This window comes from Candidatus Enterococcus avicola (genome assembly GCF_047470845.1).
Taxonomy (GTDB): Bacteria; Bacillota; Bacilli; order Lactobacillales; family Enterococcaceae; genus Enterococcus_D; species Enterococcus_D casseliflavus.
In genome coordinates this window covers 160,013-181,582 of the sequence record NZ_JBLGTY010000002.1, presented here as the reverse complement: position 1 = coordinate 181,582, position 21,570 = coordinate 160,013, and the positions used below count along the sequence as shown (strand labels likewise).

The 21,570-nt window shown below is 43.3% G+C and carries 18 protein-coding genes; 3 read left to right on the top strand and 15 right to left on the bottom strand.

Annotated features, from left to right (window positions below; translation table 11 throughout):
* Nucleotides 1-2: 2 nt before the first annotated feature.
* The 6 genes from ACI3E5_RS02955 to metG form a co-directional block, all read right to left on the bottom strand.
* A complete protein-coding gene (locus tag ACI3E5_RS02955) occupies nucleotides 3-884 on the bottom strand; it encodes a carbohydrate ABC transporter permease (protein ID WP_005228014.1) in 882 nt (293 codons plus the stop codon).
* Nucleotides 884-1,957, bottom strand: coding sequence for an ABC transporter ATP-binding protein (locus ACI3E5_RS02950; RefSeq protein WP_271770872.1), 1,074 nt, complete (start codon nucleotides 1,955-1,957; stop codon nucleotides 884-886). The genes ACI3E5_RS02955 and ACI3E5_RS02950 overlap by 1 nt, the downstream gene beginning before the upstream one ends.
* 475 nt (nucleotides 1,958-2,432) lie before the next feature.
* Nucleotides 2,433-3,926, bottom strand: coding sequence for a ribosomal protection-like ABC-F family protein (gene abc-f, locus ACI3E5_RS02945; RefSeq protein WP_271770870.1), 1,494 nt, complete (start codon nucleotides 3,924-3,926; stop codon nucleotides 2,433-2,435).
* Nucleotides 3,927-4,421: 495 nt separating this feature from the next.
* Nucleotides 4,422-4,850 carry a hypothetical protein gene (locus tag ACI3E5_RS02940; protein ID WP_005228008.1) on the bottom strand — a complete coding sequence of 143 codons (429 nt, stop codon included), beginning with the start codon at nucleotides 4,848-4,850 and terminating at the stop codon, nucleotides 4,422-4,424.
* Between the two features lie 171 nt (nucleotides 4,851-5,021).
* Nucleotides 5,022-7,700 (bottom strand): cation-translocating P-type ATPase, encoded by a 2,679-nt coding sequence (locus ACI3E5_RS02935; RefSeq protein ID WP_271770867.1) that lies wholly within the window; start codon nucleotides 7,698-7,700, stop codon nucleotides 5,022-5,024.
* Nucleotides 7,701-7,962: 262 nt separating this feature from the next.
* The gene (metG, locus tag ACI3E5_RS02930) at nucleotides 7,963-9,969 is read right to left on the bottom strand and encodes a methionine--tRNA ligase (protein WP_498820759.1); all 2,007 of its coding nucleotides are present in this window, start codon (nucleotides 9,967-9,969) and stop codon (nucleotides 7,963-7,965) included.
* Nucleotides 9,970-10,325: 356 nt separating this feature from the next.
* Here metG and ACI3E5_RS02925 point away from each other — a divergent pair, with 356 nt between their 5' ends.
* Both ACI3E5_RS02925 and ACI3E5_RS02920 read left to right on the top strand, forming a co-directional pair.
* Complete coding sequence (locus ACI3E5_RS02925; RefSeq protein ID WP_498820758.1) at nucleotides 10,326-10,601, top strand: hypothetical protein; 276 nt, start codon at nucleotides 10,326-10,328, stop codon at nucleotides 10,599-10,601.
* A gap of 50 nt (nucleotides 10,602-10,651) precedes the next feature.
* Nucleotides 10,652-11,482, top strand: a complete 831-nt coding sequence (locus ACI3E5_RS02920; RefSeq protein WP_005228002.1) for an NUDIX domain-containing protein — start codon at nucleotides 10,652-10,654, stop codon at nucleotides 11,480-11,482.
* A gap of 145 nt (nucleotides 11,483-11,627) precedes the next feature.
* Here the strand turns inward: ACI3E5_RS02920 and ACI3E5_RS02915 are convergent, their stop codons facing one another.
* The 5 genes from ACI3E5_RS02915 to opp3b are packed head-to-tail and all read right to left on the bottom strand — an operon-like array spanning nucleotide 11,628 to nucleotide 16,646.
* Nucleotides 11,628-12,626 (bottom strand): RNA-guided endonuclease TnpB family protein, encoded by a 999-nt coding sequence (locus tag ACI3E5_RS02915; protein ID WP_010749109.1) that lies wholly within the window; start codon nucleotides 12,624-12,626, stop codon nucleotides 11,628-11,630.
* A gap of 30 nt (nucleotides 12,627-12,656) precedes the next feature.
* The gene (locus tag ACI3E5_RS02910) at nucleotides 12,657-13,595 is read right to left on the bottom strand and encodes an ABC transporter ATP-binding protein (protein WP_005227998.1); all 939 of its coding nucleotides are present in this window, start codon (nucleotides 13,593-13,595) and stop codon (nucleotides 12,657-12,659) included.
* A 14-nt stretch (nucleotides 13,596-13,609) separates the two neighbouring features.
* The gene (locus tag ACI3E5_RS02905) at nucleotides 13,610-14,662 is read right to left on the bottom strand and encodes an ABC transporter ATP-binding protein (RefSeq protein ID WP_216593164.1); all 1,053 of its coding nucleotides are present in this window, start codon (nucleotides 14,660-14,662) and stop codon (nucleotides 13,610-13,612) included.
* Nucleotides 14,662-15,705 (bottom strand): ABC transporter permease, encoded by a 1,044-nt coding sequence (locus tag ACI3E5_RS02900; RefSeq protein WP_271770863.1) that lies wholly within the window; start codon nucleotides 15,703-15,705, stop codon nucleotides 14,662-14,664. The genes ACI3E5_RS02905 and ACI3E5_RS02900 overlap by 1 nt, the downstream gene beginning before the upstream one ends.
* On the bottom strand, nucleotides 15,705-16,646 hold the full coding sequence (gene opp3b / locus ACI3E5_RS02895; protein WP_005227991.1) for an oligopeptide ABC transporter permease: 942 nt from the start codon (nucleotides 16,644-16,646) through the stop codon (nucleotides 15,705-15,707). The genes ACI3E5_RS02900 and opp3b overlap by 1 nt, the downstream gene beginning before the upstream one ends.
* Nucleotides 16,647-16,730: 84 nt before the next feature.
* Between opp3b and ACI3E5_RS02890 the strand changes: the two genes are divergently transcribed.
* Nucleotides 16,731-17,066 carry a DUF3899 domain-containing protein gene (locus tag ACI3E5_RS02890; protein WP_005227990.1) on the top strand — a complete coding sequence of 112 codons (336 nt, stop codon included), beginning with the start codon at nucleotides 16,731-16,733 and terminating at the stop codon, nucleotides 17,064-17,066.
* Between the two features lie 99 nt (nucleotides 17,067-17,165).
* Here ACI3E5_RS02890 and ACI3E5_RS02885 read toward each other — a convergent pair whose 3' ends face one another.
* The 4 genes from ACI3E5_RS02885 to ACI3E5_RS02870 all read right to left on the bottom strand — a co-directional run bounded on the left by ACI3E5_RS02885 (nucleotide 17,166) and on the right by ACI3E5_RS02870 (nucleotide 21,550).
* Nucleotides 17,166-18,827: a peptide ABC transporter substrate-binding protein gene (locus ACI3E5_RS02885; RefSeq protein WP_271770861.1), complete on the bottom strand. Its 1,662-nt coding sequence runs from the start codon at nucleotides 18,825-18,827 to the stop codon at nucleotides 17,166-17,168.
* Between the two features lie 440 nt (nucleotides 18,828-19,267).
* Nucleotides 19,268-19,915, bottom strand: a complete 648-nt coding sequence (pcp, locus tag ACI3E5_RS02880; protein ID WP_005227979.1) for a pyroglutamyl-peptidase I — start codon at nucleotides 19,913-19,915, stop codon at nucleotides 19,268-19,270.
* 30 nt (nucleotides 19,916-19,945) lie between these two features.
* A complete protein-coding gene (locus ACI3E5_RS02875) occupies nucleotides 19,946-20,866 on the bottom strand; it encodes a DUF979 domain-containing protein (RefSeq protein WP_123834489.1) in 921 nt (306 codons plus the stop codon).
* Nucleotides 20,867-21,550, bottom strand: a complete 684-nt coding sequence (locus tag ACI3E5_RS02870) for a DUF969 domain-containing protein (protein ID WP_010749105.1) — start codon at nucleotides 21,548-21,550, stop codon at nucleotides 20,867-20,869.
* Nucleotides 21,551-21,570: the final 20 nt, after the last annotated feature.

Genomic DNA, 21,570 nt, shown 5'->3' with positions numbered 1-21,570 from the left:
GTTTATTCGCCCACTTTCTTCAAAAGTTTATTTTGGATAAAGGTGACGAGCAAAATAATGATGAACAAGATCACGGTTGCCGCCATTGCAATCCCCGGACGTCCGGCGATATGGAATTTGTCATAAATATAAAAGACTGCCGTGGTTGCACTGCGGGCGATCCCTGGCTGTCCGCCAAACAAGGCATATACTTGAGTATAGACTTTAAAGGCACTGATCAGATTGACCGTTAACAAGAAGGCAAAAGTCGGGATCAACTGCGGAAAGGTGATTTTCCGAAAAATCTCGCCATCGGTGGCGCCAAACATTTTTGCGATTTTGTAGTGTTCTTTGTCGATGTTGCGCATTCCTGCCAACAAGATAATAATGTTGAAGGCGAGGCTCGTCCAAACGCCAAAGATGATCAAGGTCGTCATACTCATATTGACATTATCCAGCCAGTTGACTGGTGGAATGCCGACAAGACTCAACAAATAGTTAATGATCCCGTAAGAGCCATTGAAAAAGTAGCGAAACACGATCCCGATGGCAATCGTACTCGTGACATAAGGCATAAAGAAGATCGTTTCAAAAAAACTTTTGTATTTGACTTTTTCAAAAATGATCCACGCAATCGCTAAAGAAAGGATCAACGCGATCGGTACGACCGCAAAAGCAAAGAGCGCCGTATTTTGCAGTGCTCGAAAGAAGACTGGGTCCGTTAAAACCCTTTGATAGTTCTCAAGCCCAGCATACTGTTGGTTAATCAAGGTTCCTTTTTGGAAACTCATGATGAAGGAACGAAACAGCGGATATACACTGAATAAGAAAATAATGACCAATGAAGGCAGTAAAAACAGCCATGCTTTCGGTTGGTTCTCAGGGTTATAATTTTTTTTGAACATTAGTAGACCCGCTCTCCTTTTTCATCAAAGATAAAGGCTTTTTTGTAATGAAAATCAAATGACACTTGCGCGCCTTCTTCAATGATTTCTTCAATACTAACGATCGATTTCATATGTTTGTCAGCCAGATCAAAGTTCAAGATTCGTTCTCGTCCGATCAGCTCCACACTCTTGACTTCCGTTTGGAACAAACCTGCTTGCAAGGTGGTCAGCACATCTTCTGGACGAATGCCTAACGTGTATTGGCCGTCTGTTAATGGTTTCTTGAAGCGAAGGTCGGTAAATCGGTCAACTGGTACAGTGAAGGCAGGATGGATCATTTGGCCATCTTTGACTTCTACTGGCAAGATGTTGATGATTGGATTACCGATGAATTTCGCTACAAAAAGATTGTTTGGTTCTAAGTAAAGGTTTTGCGGATCATCATTTTGTTGAATGATCCCCTCGTTCATCAAGATGATCTTATCACTGATAGAAAGAGCTTCTTCTTGGTCATGGGTCACGAAGATCGTGGTGATGCCCACTTCTTTGACTAACCGACGGATCTCTTCACGGATCTTCAAGCGCAAACGGGCATCTAAGTTACTTAATGGTTCATCCAGTAGTAAGACTTCTGGACTTTGCACCAAGGCACGCGTGATCGCTACCCGTTGCTGCTGTCCGCCCGAAAGGGTTCCTGGTTTTTTCTGACTTAACTCTTCAATATTGGTCAGTTTCATGAACTTTTCAGCAATTTTCTGTGCTTCGTTTTTCTTGATCTTTTTCTCTCCGACTGTCAGTGGAAACATGACATTTTCTAAAACAGTCATATGGGGATAAAGGGCATAATTCTGAAAAACAAACCCGATATTGCGGTCTTTTGGCTCGGTCTTAACAACGGAAGAACCATTAAAGAGGATATCACCATCGGTGGGACTCAACAACCCCGCGATCAAATTCAATATCGTCGATTTCCCACAACCACTTGGTCCCAACAAACAAACCAAATCGCCTTTTTCTATTGTAAAATCTACTGCTTTCAAGGCTTCAAACTTATTATCGAAAACCTTCTTCAACCCGACTACTTCTATCAAAACTGCCCCTCCATTTTCTCTTTTTCCTCCGAATAGTTGACTGGCATTTCAAGTCACAAAAAAAACGAACTCTTGATGTTTCGGTCAAACGCTCAAAGAAATTCGATTTTAATCATAACAAACGAATGTTTTTATTCGATACCATTATTGTAAATGTTTTGTAAAAATCATTGGGAATTATGAAAGAATTTTTAATTAATTTACCTTTTAATGAGAAAACAATGAGCCAAACAACGCAGTTTCTAGCCAGTAAACACGAACATTTTAACGTTTTTAGAAAATTTTCATGAAAAACGGGTAAAAATTATCAATCCTTTAGTATCCATTGATGTTAACACTATTTTTACGCGACTTTTTGTCCAAAAGCACCTTTAGTAATTGTTTACTAAGACCATCAGTATTTCTTCTTTTAAAATAACAAAAAAAAGGATGATTATTTAAAAAACAATCATCCTTTTTCATTCTATCCTTTGCCTCAGTCACCCGTCAGCGTCAGCAACTTCGTTGAAACTTGCTCAAGAAAATAACGGTGGTGCTCAATGATCAGCATAGAAGGCTCCACCAAATGGATCACTTCCTCTAATTGCTTTTGATTGAAGACGTCCAAATAATTTAGCGGTTCATCCCAGATAAACAATTCTGCTGGTGTCGCTAATGATTTGGCTAGTTCCACGCGTTTACGCTGCCCCATGCTCATTTGCTGGATCGGCGTTTGAAAGACAGCTCTTTCCAAGCCAAGCTTTTTTAAATTATTTAGCAGATCTTGATAATTCAAGCCATGCTCTTGGGCAAATTCTGTCAGCATCCCACAGTTGTCCTCGTAGTTTTGTCGGACATAACTGATGGTGATCCCATGGGCTGTTTTGATCGTCCCTGTCTGCTGTCCATCGAAAGTACCTAAAATACTCGCAATCAAACTGGACTTGCCAGATCCGTTGGCCCCTTGAATCCCCAAGCGCTCTTTTTGACGGATCGCAAACGTCAGCGGTTTAAACAAAGGCTGCTCATAGCCGAGCTGAAAATGCTCTGCTTCCAGCAACACATCATGATGGCTAACAAGCGGAGTCATTTTCAGAGGATCAATCCACTCAATGTCTTTTAACAACGCAGACTTGTCTTGAATTTGATCTTCCATCCGTTTAACGATCGCTTTCGAGCGCTTCATGGTCCGTGCCGCTCGGGCACCGATCGCCCCCGTATCATAGATTGCCCCGCTGCCTTTTTTGGTCGGCGACCCTAATTTGTCCCGTTCGCGTCCTCGGGACCACTCCGCTTTCTCGGCTGCCGTCTGCTTCAAACGACCGATTTCTTTTTTCAACTTGCTGTTTTGTTCTTGCTCATACGCATCTTTTTGCTGCTTTTGCAGCTCATAGACTGAATAATTCCCTTTGTACAACACCAAGCGGCTTTTTTCGATCGCCAACACATGATCGACGACGTCATCGACAAACTGTCGATCATGGCTCACAACGATAAACCCGGTTTTTTGCTGCAAATAGCGGGCAACATGTTCGCGAGCGGTCACATCCAAATGGTTGGTTGGTTCATCGATCAAAGGAAAATTCTCTTCATCAACGAACAACCGCGCCAACAGGACTTTCGTTTGCTCTCCGCCAGATAAAGTGGCAAAGGGCCGCCAAAGAACTTCTGGATCAAGCTGCAGCAGGTTCAATTCCCGTTCCAAACGCCACTGCTCAAATTCGCCAGATTCCTGTAAAACAAAAAGCGTCAGTTGCTGATCGTCAGCGACAGGTAAGGGAAAATAAACGAATTGCTGCTCATGGGTGATCGAGCCGCTATAAGGCAATTCATTGAGCAGCAGACGCAGCAAGGTCGTTTTGCCGCGACCATTTCTGCCAATCAACCCTAATTTCCATTGTGTATCAAGGTTCAAGTTGGCATCCTCAAAAAGCAACCGTTCTTGGCTGTCAAAGCCAAAAGTTAAATGATTAATACTGATATTCGACATAAATATACCTCGTCTCTATTCACGGAATAGAGTAGACCTAAAGCTATTTTCAGAATCAGTTTTTAGAGGTACACAAAAAGATCCCCCATCGAAAAAGTCAACCAATCCTGAAAATCTGCAGACTATCCCCTTGGAGGAACAGTTTCATGCAGCTTTCAACAAATTGGTTAATTTTTCAATGGAGGATCCCTCATTTCGTTTAACAGTGCCCTAAGTATAGCATTGATCGGCAAAAAAGCGCAAGTTCAGTACCCCCTGCTGCTTTTCCTTTATATTTTATTCACAAACTAAACCCGTTATCGCTGGAAACGTTTCATAAAAAAACACTTGAAACACAAAAAAACCATCAGGTTGGTTAGTCCTGATGGCAAAAGGAGTAAAATGAAAAATAAAAAGGTTGTTGGTTGTGAATTCATTATACCTCCGATAAAAAAACTTTACATGTGAAAAACATAACAGTTAAATTAAATAACTCTTGTTTAACTTGAATGTTTATCATTTTTTTAACAATAAAGCCGTCATCCGTTGAATGGCAAAAGAAATTTCGTCGGTTGCTTCATCTTGCTTGGCTTCTGCCGCATCAAAGGCTTCTTGGTCGATTTTGTTATCGAGACTCAAAATCATCTCATCACAGCCAGCAACATATTTCATATACGCCCGTTCGAATTTTTTATGGATCCCCATCACATTCGCTGGGGGACGCAATTTGCTGATTTTTTCCAGCATCAAGCGGTATTTGTCCGTGCCTTCTTTAAAAATTCTGGTAATCTCAGCTAGCCGCTCAGGTGTTACCTCGGCTTCTTTCTTCTCGTCGATCGCTTTGCGGATCTCTTCATAATTGGGATTCATTTTCTCCCCGATCGCTTCTGTTTCTTTGACAAGATCGTTGATTGTTTGTACATAAAAACCTAAGTTTGGTCGCACAGTGGGTCCCCTACTTTCTTTGTTATTATCTCCTATTTTACCGTTTCTTACTGCAAATGAAAAGGTCAAGTAACAGCCGCAGGGTTTATCGAAAATAAGCCAGCAAAAAATGGCCTGCTGCCCAGGGAGAAGGACAGCAGACCATTGATTGTTTTTCCGTTTATTTTTGGCTTATTTGCGTCCCATTGCTCGTTGGATCGCTTTGACGATCTCAACGACTGGAATGATCGCAAAGGAGGCGCCTAAAACGATGCCCCATTGATACAAGTCAAGGTGTGCAACACGGAAGATATCATTTAATCCTGGCACGATGAAGATCACCAGCATCAACGCAAAGGACAATAGGATCGCCCAGTTGAAGGCTTTGTTTCTAAATGCCCCTACTTTAAAGAGCGACTGATGGATCGATTTGACGTTGAAGGCATGGAACAACTGCATCAATCCTAACGTGGCAAAGGCCATCGTTAAGGCATCGGCATGGATCGCATCGTACGTATTGTGAACGGGCCATTGGATCGCTGACCAATAAACGAACAGCACGGTTGCCGCTTCTAAGATCCCTTGGTAGATGATACTGCTCATCACACCACCAGAGAAGAAGTTGGAACTGCGTCCCCGCGGTGCATGTTTCATTAGATCTTTTTCAGCAGGCTCCATTCCTAAAGCAATTGCTGGGAATGTATCCGTTACTAGGTTGATCCAAAGCAAGTGGATCGGCAATAGCGAGTCCCAACCCCACAAGGTTGCTAAGAACAAGGTCAAAACTTCCCCTAGGTTAGCGGCTAGCAAGTATTGAATCGCTTTTTGAATATTGGAGAAGACTTTTCGTCCTTCTTCCACTGCTACGACGATCGTAGCAAAGTTGTCATCTGCTAGGACCATATCGGAAGCACCTTTAGAAACTTCGGTACCTGTGATCCCCATGCCGACACCAATATCGGCTTGCTTCAGTGATGGTGCATCGTTGACCCCGTCACCAGTCATGGCAACGACTTTGCCTTCTTGTTGCCAAGCTTTGACGATCCGAACTTTATGTTCAGGTGATACCCGTGCATAGACTGAGTAGTTCGCTACCTTTTGGGCAAACTCTTCTTCGCTCATTTTATTGAGTTCAGCGCCAGTCAAGACGGCATCATCATCGCCCGGTTTGATGATCCCTAAACGTCCCGCAATGGCTTCAGCTGTATCGCGGTGGTCTCCGGTGATCATGATTGGACGAATCCCAGCTTCTTTGGCTAAACGTACCGCATCGGCTGCTTCTGCCCGTTCTGGGTCGATCATTCCGACTAAGCCAGCAAAGACCAAATCATTTTCGACGATTTCTGATTCTAAGTTTTCTGGTACTTGGTCTACATATTTGTAGGCCATCCCCAATACCCGCAGTGCTTGTTTTGCCATATCGGTATTGTTGAATAAGATTTTTTCTTTTTCTTCATTGGTCATCGGCAGCTCTTGGCCGTCCAATAGTACTTTTGAGGTTCTGCCTAGCAAGACATCTGGTGCGCCTTTGACAGCAACTAAATAGCGGCCGTCTTCTTGTTGGTGGATCGTACTCATAAGTTTTCGGTCAGAATCAAATGGCAGATCTGCTACCCGTGGTTCTTGATTGACAAGATCTCGCACATGGAATCCTTGATCCATCCCGAATTGCACCAATGCGGTCTCAGTCGGATCACCGATCAAGTTGCCTTCTTCACCAAATTTTGTATCATTGGCAAAGTTCATGACTTTTAATGCCATGTTGTCTAACGGAATATCTTCTGAAGCAGCATGTTGGTTGTCATTGACATACAATTTTTCCACGGTCATTTGATTCAACGTCAACGTACCAGTTTTATCAGAAGCGATAATATCGGTTGCCCCAAGGGTTTCAACCGCTGGCAATTTACGGATCACTGCATTTCGTTTCGCCATTACTTGCGTACCTAAGGCTAAGATGATCGTTACGATCGCTGGCAGCCCTTCTGGGATCGCCGCTACTGCTAATGAGATCGAAGTCAATAGCATGTCGACCCATGACGTATTGTTAAAGATCGTTCCAACAAAGAACATGATCACTGCAATGATAATGATGGCGATCGTCAGGAATTTTCCTAGTTCATTTAAGTTACGCTTCAATGGTGTTTCGGTTTCTTGGGCGCTAGCCAGCATGCCAGCGATTTTCCCAACTTCAGTTCCCATCCCTGTATTGACCACGACCCCTTTGCCGCGGCCATAGGTCACATTACTGTTTGAATATGCCATATTGACGCGATCGCCGATACCGACATCCGTCCCTTTGATGACGGTCAATTCTTTTTCGACTGGTACGGACTCACCGGTCAAAGCAGCTTCTTCAATTTTTAAAGAACTTGCTTCTAAAAGGCGTAAATCTGCCGGTACGACATCGCCAGCTTCTAATAGGACAATATCCCCCGGCACCAATTCATCGCTCTTGATGGTGACGGTATGACCATTACGCAACACATTGGCATTTGGTGTAGACATTTCTCTTAGTGCTTCGATCGCCTGCTCCGCCTTCGCCTCTTGAACGACACCCATGATCGCGTTGATAATGACAACTGCTAAAATAATAATTGAGTCCACGACTTCATGGGAAACGACTGCTGAGATAATCGCCGCCGCTAGCAAAACAATGATCATTAAATCTTTGAATTGTTCAAAGAATTTTTGTACCATCGATTTCTTTTTGCCTTCTTCTAATTCGTTGGGACCGTACTCAGATAAGCGTTTTTGTGCTTCATCGTTCGTTAATCCATTGGCATCTGTTTGCATTTCTTCCAGAACATGCTGCGCTTCTTGCGCATAAAACGCCTGCGATAGCTGTTCCTTTTTGTTTTCTTCTGACATGTTTCTCCTCCTTTTATATTTACTCTTCCTTTATTGTACATGATATGAAAAAAAATAGACTTATGTATGCACTGTCTAAGCATACATAAGTCTCACTGTTTAAGGCAGCACCAGAAATTTCTTTCAGGATGGTGATACTGCCGCAGATAAAATCCGCCAATTACTCCCTCATGTTCATGTCAATAACCTACATTATACAAAAACTTTTCAGGTCTGGCAATTTTAATTTTGCTGAAACTAGCAGAAGGATTTCTCCTAAGAATCAGGCGATGATCGAACCGTTTGGCATGCCTTTTGGTGCTTCCACGATTTGCAGACGACCGTCATTGTCTTCTGCTGAAAGGATAATTCCTTGGCTGAATTGTCCCCGCATTTTCCGCGGTTTCAAGTTAGCAACGATCACGACTTTTTTACCGATCAAATCTTGCGGTTCTGGATAAAATTCAGCGATCCCCGATAAAATTTGACGATCTTGATCATCTCCCGCAGCTAAGCGGAATTGCAGCAACTTGTCGGCGCCTTTGACTTTTTGACAGTCAACGACTTCTGCCACTTTTAATTCGATCTTGTCGAAGTCTTCGTATTTGATCTCGGCTTTTTCGGATTGCAATGTGGTTTCTTCTGGATTCCATTTGACTGTTTCTTCTGGACTTTGCGTCCCTTCAGCCATTTTCTTTTGGATGTAGGCTACTTCTGTTTCAAGTTCCAAACGAGGGAAAATCGGTGTGCCTTTGGCAACGACTTTCGTACCGCTTGGAAATTCACCAAAGCGTAAATCTTTCAGATCCATGGCAACAGAAGCCAATCCTAATTGTTGGAAAATATTGGCTGGTGTTTCTGTCATCACCGGTTGCAATAAGATCGCAACGATGCGTAAGCTTTCCGCTAAATGAACCATTACACTGTTTAATTCAGCACGCTTTTCTTCTTCTTTGGCTAATACCCATGGTTGAGTTTCGTCAATGTATTTGTTGGCACGGGAGATCAATGTCCAAACTTCTGACAATGCCGTACTGAATTCCATTTTATCCATGGCTTCATGGTAACGACCAACCACATTGGCCGCAGTCGTTGACAGCTCGCTATCAAAAGGCGTCACTTTTGAGGCATAATCTGGGACTAAGCCATCACAATATTTATTGATCATAGCGATCGTCCGATTCAACAGGTTGCCTAAGTCATTGGCTAGATCGTAGTTCAAACGAGAAACGAAATCTTCTGGTGTAAATACACCATCGCTACCAAAAGGAACCGCCCGTAAGAGGTAATAACGCAACGCATCTAAACTGTAGCGCTCCACTAACATTTCTGGATAAACGACATTGCCTTTAGATTTCGACATCTTGCCGTCTTTCATCATCAACCAGCCATGACCAAAGATTTTTTTCGGCAATGGCAAGTCTAATGCCATCAGCATGATTGGCCAATAGATCGTATGGAAACGCACGATTTCTTTCCCAACCATATGCACGTCAGCTGGCCAATATTTTTGGAACAAGGAATCGTCGTCTGAGCCATAGCCCAATGCCGTAATATAGTTGGATAACGCATCGATCCACACATACACCACGTGTTCAGGGCTAGCAGTGACTGGAATGCCCCATTTAAAGGTCGTTCTGGAAACAGCCAGGTCTTCTAACCCTGGTTTGATGAAATTATTCAGCATTTCATTTTTACGTGATTCTGGTTGAATGAACTCGGGGTGCTCATCATAGTATTCAACCAAACGATCGGCATATTTGCTCATGCGGAAGAAATAAGAAGATTCCTTCACCAATTCTACCTCATGACCGCTTGGCGCTTTACCGCCGATGACTTTGCCTTCTTCATCTCGGTAAACTTCTGCTAATTGCGTTTCAGTAAAGTATTCTTCATCAGAAACGGAATACCACCCTTCATATTCACCAAGATAGATATCTCCTTGATCAAGCAATTGCTGGAAGATTTTTTGAACAGCTTTTTTATGGTAATCATCCGTTGTGCGGATAAATTTATCGTAACTGATGTCTAGTGTGTTCCATAGTTTCTTGACGTCAGCTGCCATTTTGTCGACGTATTCTTGCGGATCTACGCCAAGTTCTTCTGCTTTTTTCTCGATTTTTTGACCGTGCTCATCGACACCCGTCAAATAAAAGACATCAAAGCCCATCAATCGTTTGTATCGTGCTACCGCATCACAAGCGATCGTCGTGTAAGAATTCCCGATATGCAGCTTGCCGCTTGGATAATAAATTGGCGTCGTAATATAGAATGTTTCTTTTTCAGCCATGGACGCAAGTCCTCCTTTTCACTAGTAAAGTGTATACTTAGGTAGTATACAGTTCGCAACCCAAAAATGCTATAATTTTAATCAAAAAAGCGCATAAACTAAGACCTTTTTCCATGGTCTACAAGGAACAAAGGAATCGTTTTGGTCCTTAACACGCAGCAAATAAACCAGCAGATTTGAGCATTTCTTTTCTACTAGTTATCATAGCGCAGATAGCCGTTCACTTCAATGTTCTAGGGGAAGAATCTGATCCTGACAACGAATCTCTTAGGAAATAAAGGTGTTTTATCTCTCTTTGATTAACAGGTGCTTCTTTTGCTATAATGAGGAAGACTTCACTTATAGAAAGGAACGCTATGACTCGAAAAAACAAACAGCATTTTTTGCTTTTAACTGTACTTTCTGTGGGACACTTGCTTTTTTCAACCACAAGTTACCCCTTTTTGTTTGCGTACTTCAATAGCCATGATTATGCTGCGCTCTTTGCAACAGCGATGGCAGTCCTCCGTGTGCTTTTTTTGCTCTGGATCGCTCTTTGGGGCTATTCAGCACTCAAAGAACACCCGCCGTCTTCTTGGCTTTATCTCGCATTATTTTTCCTTAATTTGATCGTTCCTTTTTTTTTCCGTTAAGGAAAACCGTCGCGTTCAGCTACTTACTTTATCTAAGGCAGGAGAAACCAATGAAAGAATTTACCTCAAAATCAGCTGAAAAACACTACTATGAAAAAGAAGCGTCAGAAGCAGAGTTTCTTACATGGTATCAGGCGCAAGATCAGCCGAAATACGAGAAACCTTCCGTAACCGTCGATATGGTTTTGATGTGTTACAACAAAGAAGAAGAACAATTAAAAATTGCGCTGATCCAAAGAAAAGGCCACCCTTTCCGTAATTCTTGGGCATTGCCGGGAGGCTTCGTCAATCCTAATGAATCGACGGGGCAAAGTGTGATCCGTGAGACGCAAGAAGAGATCGGGGTCACCATCTCCAAGCAAAACATCGAACAGCTGCATACCTTCAGCACCCCAGATCGCGATCCTCGCGGTTGGGTGATCACCGTCAGCTATTTGGCTTTTATCGGTGAAGAACCCTTAAGTGCCGGTGACGATGCGAACCAAGTACGCTGGTTCTCTTTAGAAAGAAAAGCCAATCAAATTTATTTGACCAGCGGCGAGATCGAGATCATTCTTGACCTAGTGACTGGCGCCTCTGTTGGAAAAGATACATTGGCTTTTGACCACAGCGCGATCATCCTCAAAGCTTTCAAACGGGTTGCCAACAAGATGGAACACGAGCCACAAGTGCTACTCGTGTTAGGCAAAGACTTTACGATCACGGAAGCCCGTAAAGTATTCGCCAAGTTTTTAGGGATCGATTTTAAAATGATCGATCATTCCAACTTCAAAAAATCCATGCTCCAATATTTTACGGAAGTTGGCGAAAAGCCCGTCGGCATCGGGCGTCCCTCAAAGATCTATCGCTTAAATGACGCATTTTTAGGTGACAAAATGTAAAAAAATACAACCCCCTGTCAAACCGTAGTTTGGCAGGGGGTTGCTGGTTAATCATAATTAGTGAACGTGGTTCCTAGAAACAAAAATCAGAAAGATTTTTTCTATACCCTAGGCGATCCCTGGCGTTCCTTCCAGTTCAAGCGGCTCAGCTGCTCATTTCGCCTGAGAGCCGTTCTAGCTTCTGTTGGTCCTGCGTATCCAACGTAACAAAACGCAGTTCTTTGCCGTACCACTGCGCTTTGTACTGGATTTTACGAACGAATTGATGCCAATCACTGATGCTGTAATGACCAGCTTTTAAAACCGTATCTTCTGCGATTTGTTCCAAATAGATCGTATCGTACTGTTTTACGAGATGGTAGCTGACTTGATCGATGAATTCCCGCTTTTGACAGCAGTGAAAACGATAAAGGCGAGCGACCTTTCCTTTTAGCTTCTGATAATTTCGCGCCTGGGTCAAAAGGATTTTCTTCCGTTTGACCGCCGTCGCTTTCACCTGAAGTTTGCGTTCTGCTCGCGTCAGCTTTTGCTTCGTTTGGATGGCATGCTCACAGGTGATGGGTATCGGCTGGTTGGCTTTGACCAACTGCTGCGGATCATAAACAACAGCGACAGAGGCTTGCTGCTTCGGCAATGGCGGGATCTCTTCCAAACAAAGGATCGAGATGTAAAACTCTTCGTTGTTTTTTGCTGAGATCGTTGCCGATTTGATCTTGCCTTTGATCGCCCGATGCTTTTTTACGGGAACCAATGTTTTAAGCTTTGGCAGCTTGATTTGATCGTCTTCAAAATAAATGGTGTGCTGCTGATTATTGGTGGTATACGATTGCCAGATACTTTTTTTGGTTTTCATTTTTGGAAAGCCAGCCCGCTTTTGAAAGTAATTTCGAAACGCTCGGTCCAGATTCCGTTGTGCATTCGCCAATGCCAAACTATCGGTCTCCTTCAAAAAAGGATACTCTTTTTTTAGTTTGGCTGGCGTCAACCCTTGCTTTGCTTCATTGTTGGCCAGCTCCTCCATCTTTGCCTCCAGCAGTTGATTGTACGTAAAACGTACACAGCCGAAGGTTTCGATGAAAAACTGTTTTTGCTGTCCATTAGGATAGATCCGAAATTTGTATGCTTTTAAAACACCCAGTTTCATCTCCTCCTAACACTCCCTATACCTTTGACGCTAGTTCCCCTTTTTTTGTGCTAACTTTTCTTGATAGATCTTGGCTTCTTTTTTCGTGGCATAAACGAAATGTCCTGGTGCGATCTCTTCCATTGCTCGTTCTTGGTTATCGTTTGGTTCGCTGACGTATTTGATCCGTTTGCGTTGACGCTCATGGTCAGGATCTGGCAGCGGAATCGCTGATAAAAGACTTTCAGTATACGGATGGACCCCGTAATGATAGATTTCATCGCTGGTGCCTACTTCTAGCAGTTTGCCGTTGTGCATCACGCCGATCCGATCGCTGATGTGTTTGACCATCGATAAATCATGGGCGATAAACAAGTACGTCAATTTATGTTCTTCTTGCAGATCTTGCAGCAAGTTGACGACTTGGGCTTGGATCGAAACATCCAATGCCGAGATCGGTTCATCACAGATGATGAATTTTGGATCGACGGCTAACGCGCGGGCGATCCCGATCCGCTGACGTTGTCCACCTGAAAATTCATGAGGATAACGGGTCCCGTGACTTGGGTTTAGTCCGACGGTTCGCAAAAGTTCATCCACCCGATCATTACGTTCTTTTTCATTTTTGGCTAGTCCGTTAATATCGATCCCTTCGGCAATAATGTCCCGAACTTTCATCCGTGGATTCAAGGAAGCATAAGGATCTTGGAAGACCATTTGAACTTCTCGACGAAAATCAGCCAGCGGTTTCTTGCCTTTGATTTTCATAACATCTTGTCCATCAAAAAGAACTTCGCCTCCGGTAGGGTTATTCAAACGAATCACCGTCCGTCCAGTCGTCGATTTTCCGCTTCCGGATTCACCGACTAGACCAAAGGTTTCTCCTTCATAGATTTGGAAGGAGATATCATCGACGGCTTTGACTTCGTCTTTGCGGCCAACGTTAAAATATTGTTTGAGATTCTTTACTTCAAGTAAAACTTTTTCCAACCGTTTCTCCTCCTTTAGACAGATGCCTGAGTATTTTTTTCTTGGAATTTTTTCCAGCGAATCAAGATCTCATCCGGCGGAGTCACTTTCGGTGCTTGCGGCGCTAATAGCCAAGTGGCCGCTTTGTGCGTCGGTGAGACGTCAAAGAATGGCGGTTGCTGTTCAGCATCGATCTGCAAGGCAAACTCGTTCCGTGGATAAAAAGCATCGCCTGTTGGCGGATCTAACAAATCTGGAGGTGAACCAGGAATCGCGTACAAGCGATCGCCTGTTCCTTCTAACGTCGGCATCGAACCTAACAAGCCCCAAGTGTATGGATGTTGCGGGTTGTAGAAGATCTCTTCTGCGGTCCCCACTTCGACGATTTTCCCACCGTACATCACGGCCACCCGATCCGCCACATTGGCAACGACCCCTAAGTCATGGGTAATGAAGACGATGGACGAATTGATTTTCTTCTGGATATCTTTTAATAACTCTAAGATTTGTGCTTGGATCGTTACATCCAATGCAGTCGTTGGTTCATCTGCAATCAAGATCTGCGGGTAACAGATCAACGCGATCGCAATGACGATCCGCTGCCGCTGACCACCAGAAAATTGATGCGGATAATTTTTCAAGCGTTTCTCAGCATTCGGGATGCCGACAAGGTTCAATAGTTCCAACGCTTGTCGCAAGCCTTCTTTTTTACTGATTTTGTTGTGCTTCATCAATGATTCTGCCACTTGCTTGCCAATCGGCATCGTTGGGTCCAATGAAGTCATTGGATCTTGGAAAATCATGGCGATTTCCTTGCCACGGATTTTTTGCAGTTCTTTTTCGGATTTTTTCAAAATGTCCGTCCCATTGAAGAGGATCTGGCCATTATCGACATTGGCATTGCTGGCTAACAACCCCATGATACTGCGGGTCGTCACGGACTTGCCGCTCCCAGATTCGCCCACGATCGCCAAGGTTTCTCCTTTGTATAGATCGAAACTGACATCGCGGATCGCTTGGACTTTCCCAGCAAAGGTGTCAAAAGAAATTTCTAAGTTTTTCACTTCTAAGACTTTTTTCATAGCAATCACTCTTTCATTTTCGGATCAAAGGCATCACGCAAACCGTCTGCCAGCAAGTTGAACCCAATCATAATCACAGACAAGGTCACAGCTGGTACCCACATTTGGTAAGGCAGGAACAAGAAGGTTTTGTAGCCATCGCTTAGTAACATCCCTAAAGATGCTGAAGGTGGTTTTAATCCTAGCCCAATAAAGCTTAGGAAGGCCTCGAAGAAAATCGCCGAGGGAATACTGAACATCATTTGTACGATGATCACGCTGGAAATATTCGGTAATACGTGTTTCATCGCAATCTTGAGGCGACTTTCCCCCAGCGTCGTTGCGGCTAAAACGAATTCTTGATCTTTTAGTTTCATCGTTTGGGCCCGTACGATCCGCGCCATTGGAATCCAGTTAGTGATCGCCATTGCTGCCACGATCGAGAAGATCCCAGGTTCAAAAACCACCAACATCAAGATCATTACCACCAAGTTGGGAATACCAGATAAGATTTCTAGAAAACGTTGCATCACATTATCGATCCGTCCACCTAAAAGACCAGAGATCAGGCCATAGGTTACACCAAAGATGATGTCAAGCATTGCCGCGATAAACGCGATCAACAAGGAAATACGTGTCCCTACGAATAGACGACTCAATAGGTCACGACCCAAGCCATCCGTTCCTAAAAGGAAATACGTCCCGTCAGGAACATTGGCAGCTGCATACTTATCTACTAGCTCGCCTCCCACCATCGCATAGCCGTTTAAGCCATTGATGTTGATACCAGGAATTTTCGGCGGCAGATTTGTAAAGGTTACATTTTGCGCGGTTGGATCATGCGGCGAGACAAAAATCGTAATGATTGAGATCGCGATAATGATCAGCAACAAAATGATTGAGAAGACCGCGGCTTTGTTCTTTTTCAGACGACGCCATGAATCTTGGAAAAACGTTAATGAAGGGGTTGCGATCGCTTCACGCTCTTCATTGGTATTTTTTTGTAACGGTTGAAATTTGGCTGCATCGATGGCAGCAACATCATTTGCTGTGTAAGATTTCTCTGCCATTAGCCACGACTCCCTTCTGAAACTCGGATCCGCGGATCAACGATTCCATATAAAATATCAACAACAAGAATAACAAAGACCAACATCGCGGAATAAAGAATTGTTACCGCCATGATCGTTGGATAGTCATTGGTCATGATTGATTTTACGAACTGTTCACCGATACCTGGGATCGCAAAAATATTTTCTACGACAAGAGAACCCGTCATCAAACCGACAGCTAGCGGTCCTAACAGCGTCAATAACGGAATCAAACTATTCCGCAAACCATGCTTGAAGGCAATTTCCCAGCGGCTTAACCCTTTTGCTCGTGCCAACTCGACATAATCACTATGCAGCACTTCCACCATCTCGGTTCGAATAAACCTGGCGGAATCCGCTAATGGAGACATCGCCAAGGCGACGGTCGGTAGGATCGTGCTGGCAAAAGTCTCCCACTTAGCAATCGGTAAGATCCCTAGTTTGATGGCAAAAATGTATTGCAGCAACACGGCAAAGACAAAGTTAGGGATCGAACGTCCTAAGATCGCCACTAAGGTAGACGTTGTATCGATCCAAGTATTTTGTTTCATCGCAGAGATCGTTCCTAAAATGATCCCAAAGAACGTACCAAAGATGATCGCTTGTAGCCCTAGTTGCAGTGAAGGTCCGATTCTTCCTGATAATAAATTCGCTACTGGCTGGTTTTTAAATTGGAAAGAGATCCCAAAGTCACCTTTTAGTAAATTGGTCAAATAAAGCCAATATTGGGTAATGATCGGTTTGTCCAATCCTGCTTGCTCATTTAGCAAGGCAATTTGTTCTGGACTTAATTTTTCAGCATTCGTATATGGTGTTCCTGGCAAAAATTGCATCAAGAAAAAGGTGATCGTGGCAATCAGCCATAATGTTAAGACCATGTAGAACACTCGTTTCAATAAATATTTCAAAAAGCTGTTCACGCAGTTTCCCCCTTAAGTATTTTGACTTCTATTCAATAATTATGTAAATTAACATAGTACGAATCATTAAAAAGGAGTCAGATCATGAAAATAAAAAAAAGTAGTGGGCTCATACCCCTCCTATGCCTCGCAATTTCTGGCGGATGGTTAGCCATAAAAAATGAATTTTCCATAGCAGCTCTTTCAGATGCCCTTTTCTTGTGGGCGCTGTTCTTTTTGATCATTGGCGGTTTTTTATGGGTATTTGCTTCTGGTTTCTTTGACCATTTTCAATACTCCATGAAGAAAGCTTTTTCCAAAAATAAAACAGATTATCTGAAATTATCCCAAGTCGGCAAACAGAGCTACGCCTTTTGGTTATGGCCTGGTGTCTTCTTGTTATTCCTTTCATTGCTCTTTTTAATGATTGCTACTAGTTAATTTCATTCTTATAGTTTTACTCATTGAAATGAGAAGAAAAGGCTGAGACAAGAAATTGTCCCAGCCTTTTCTTCGGCATTTCAAGTCAACTACTCGTGATTATTCGATTGATGTCCACTTGTAGTCGTATTGTGCGCCCGCTGCGTGAGCAACAACACCTTTGACTTTTGTTGCACGTAAGTGTGCTTCCGCTTTTTGATAAACTGGAATGACACCTTGTTCATTCATAATGATTTTTTCTGCATTGACTAGGTCTTCCCAACGTTTGTCAGGGTCATTGGCATTGGTTGTACCCGCTGCTTCAACGGCTGCATCGTATTCTTTGTTGCTCCATTGTCCACGGTTGTATGAGTTGCCTGTCGTAAACAAGTCAGTAAAGCTACTTGCATCGGCATAGTCAGCACCCCAACCGCCCATTACTGTATCAAAATCACCAGCGTTTGAACGATCCAAACGAACAGAGAATGGTACTGGACTTAACGTGACTTTCACACCGTCCAATGTTTTTTCGATCGTATCTTGCAAGTACTCAATGATTTTCTTCGTTGAGTCTGTATCAGAAGCTAAGATATCAAATTCTAATGAATCGATCCCTAATTCTTCTTTGGCTTTTTCCCAATGTTCTTTGGCTTGCTCTTCATTGTATTCAATGACACTGCCAGCTGCTTCCGTGAAGTCCGTATGATCGCCAGGGCTGAAGGTCATACCTTCTGGTACCAACCCAGTTGAAGCAATCGAACCATCCCCTAAGATCGATGTCACTAAGGCATCACGATCGATCGCATAAGAGATCGCTTTACGTAAGTTTTCGTTACGGAAAGGTGAATCTTCATCACGTTGGTTCAATTCTAGGTAAGAAGTCGTTGCTTCTGGTTGAGAAACGAAGGCTTCATCGTTAGCCATTTGTTGCGCTAATTCACCTGTTAGGATGACATCATCTGCTTGTCCATCTTGGAAAAGGTTCAAGGCAGTTGAGGATTCCTTCACGACGCTTACGTTGATCGTTTGTAATTTAACAGTATCTTTGTCCCAATATTGGTCGTTCTTTTCATAAGCCCATTCCGTATCCGTTCCTGGTCCATCAAACCCAGTCAAGACAAACGGTCCATTATAGACAGCATTGTCGCTAGTTGACGCATATTGATCGCCATTTTCTTCTACCACTTTTTGATTTTGTGGGAAGAAGGATGGGAATGCTAATAAGTAATCAAAGTAAGGTGTTGCTTTTGCTAGGGTGATTTCTAATTCATAATCCCCCACTGCTTTGATGCCTAGCTCTGATGGATCCGTATCGCCTGCTGTGATGGCATCTGCGTTCTTAACTGGTGAAAATAGATACGCGTATTCTGATGCTGTTTCAGGTTTGACTGTCCGTTGCCAACCATAGACGTAATCTGCTGCTGTAACAGGGTCACCATTTGACCATTTCGCATCTTCACGTAATTTGATCTTGTAAGTCAGTCCATCCTCGCTAACTTCAGCTGCTTCAGCTGCACCAGCAGGTTGTGGTGTACTGTCAGCATCCAAACGATAAAGTCCTTCATATACATTGTTCAATGCACTGAAGCTGATCGTATCGGTTGCTAATGAGAGATCCGCACTTGGCATTTCTTGTGAAACCACTACGTTAAACACTTGTTCTGCACTGCTGTCGCCGCTTGCTGCTGTGTCATTGCTTGAACTATTTGTTCCGCCCGTTGTACAACCGGCTAACGCCACGCCACATACAGCCACTAAACCATAGGCCCATTTATTCTTCATCCTGTCCTACCCCTTATTTGAATTAATTTTCAGAATAATCATGCGATTTCTGAAGTTAGATAAGATTTTAATTAATAATTATTAAAAAAGCAATCCTTTTTTCGATAAAAAACACCTCTGACAGAAAGTTTTCTTGGTATTTACTTACCTTACTCTCATCAAACATTCGTTAAATGCTATTTTCCCTTTCTTTATTTATAAGAAATAAAGCAAAAAAAATAATAAAAAAACATGGTTAAATGTAACTTACATTCATTTTCCGTCTTTCTTTTTCATTTGATCCGTCAAAATGAGAAATGTCTGATAGAAGGGTAAACATACAGAAATCGCCAATGATTTTTTCAGAACAGACCAAAAAAAGACCTGATTGCATGCTTGCTGATCAGGTCTTCTCGCCTTAAAGACATTTGTTTCATCCCCGAAAGGATGTCCTTCAATGATTAATGGATCGCGCCGCCAATTGCTTTTAGATCTTCTTTGTCGGCATAATCAACGATGGCTTCCACCGCTGCAGTCAATCCTTTGGCGATGTCTTCGATGCTCATTGCAGGCTGTCCTGCTTTATCGACGACTTGCTGAGGAATAAACGGCACGTGGATAAAACCACCCTTCATTTCAGGGTATTTTGTATCGATCATGTATTGTACTTGATACATGATGTGGTTGCAGACGAAGGTTCCAGCAGTATTAGAAACGGCTGCCGGTATTCCTGCTTTTTTCATGTTTTCTACCATTGCTTTGATCGGCAGTTGTGTGAAGTAAGCAGGCTTCCCTTCTGTTTGGATCGCTTCATCGACGGGTTGATTGCCTTCGTTATCAGGAATCCGGGCATCATCCACATTGATCGCCACTCGTTCTGGTGAGATGGCAAACCGTCCACCCGCTTGGCCAATGTTTAAAACGACATCTGGGTGGATCTCTTCAATTTTCTCTGCGACGATCGCTGCTGATTTCCCAAATACAGTGGGGATCTCTGCTTTCACGATCTGTGCACCATGAATTGTATCTGGCAACAATTTCACTGCTTCTAAGGCAGGATTGATTGCTTCTCCGCCAAATGGATCAAATCCAGTAATTAATAATTTCATTTCCATCATCCTTCCCTCTTTGTTTTACCACTAAAATGCCCAAAAGTACATTAAAGCGATGTGGATCACTAACAACAAGAATGCAATTGGGGCTTGTGCTTTAATGACGCCATTGGGGTCTTTCATCTCTAACAAGGCCACTGGCAATGCGTTGAAATTGGCTGCCATCGGAGTCAGCAATGTGCCACAAAAACCAGCGGTCATTGCCAACGCACCAGCAACGACTGGGTCGCCGCCTTGCGCCATCACAAAAGGTACACCGATGCCTGCGGTAATAACGGTAAATGCCGCAAAGCCATTTCCCATGATCATAGTAAAGATCATCATTCCTAAACAGTAAGCCACGACACCGATAAAACGATTGCCTTCTGGCACGACACCAGAGATTCCTTGAGAAATCACATCACCGACACCAGCAGCGTTAAAAATGACACCTAGTGCTGCTAATAACTGCGGCAAGATACCGGCAGTTCCGACTTGACGAAGCATCCGGTCGGAATCGTCCAGCACTGTTTTCGGTTTAGCGGAAGTCAACACGACTGCCAACAAGAGCGCTAAGATCGATGCGATCCCGATTCCAACTTGGCCTCCTAATGGTGTATAAGAAATCACCACAGCGATCAATGCTAAGCTGATACATGGCACGAAGATCGTACTACCGATCCGTTTAGCCGATGCTTCTGCTTTTTCATCATCCACGTCCACGATTTTACCAATCTGCACTTGTTTGAAGAAAGTCAAACAGCCCATCAAAACGATCAAAATCCCGTCCACAAGATACGGCAAGAAATTCCCGAAAGCAAAGACGATCCCTAGCAGTAACCAAAAAGCAGAGGTGCCTAATCGGGTGGGATGATCCGCTTCGCGAAAAACCCGTACAGCCGTCATGATCGACAGCAATCCGATCAAGATATAAAAGAATTCCAGTAATCCGTTAACGATTCCTTCCATCTATTTGTCCTCCTTCTTGCCATATTTTTTTGCTAATTTACGATCAAAGAGCAAGTTCGACAACGTAGCAATGACTAAGACGATCAATGCGATCGGCAATGAGGCTTGCGCGATCGAACTAGCTGCCACATCGTAGCCAAGAGATTGCAATGTTCCTACGATCAATAGCACACCAGAAGCAGCCACAAAGGTATTTTGGGCAAAGAAATTCCCGAAGTTTTCGTTAGCGGCAGCCCGAGCTTTGATTTTTTCCTGATCTTTTTCATCCAGTTCCCCAAATTTGTTTTCCCCAGCAGCTTGCGCCATCGGGTTAACGATCGGGCGGATAAATTGTGTATGTCCTTGGATCCGAATAGAGAAAAAGCCAGCAAGTTCTCGAATAAACAAGTACAAGCTCAAGAACTTCCCTGGTGTTAAGCCTTTGATCTTTTCAATCAATATGACTGCCTGCTGCTTCAAGCCAAAACGTTCTGACAAGCCGACCATCGGTAGTGTCAGTAAGAACAGTGTAACGAGTCGATTATTGACAAACGCTTCTCCTAACATTGTTAAAAAATCAACAACAGAAATCCCCGACACAAGCGCGGTGACAAAACCAGCAACGATTACGACAGCAATAGTATCTAGCTTCAGCAAAAAGCCGACTAAAATAACTAGGATACCAATTAATTTAATCCATTCCATCAAATCATCCTTTCACGATA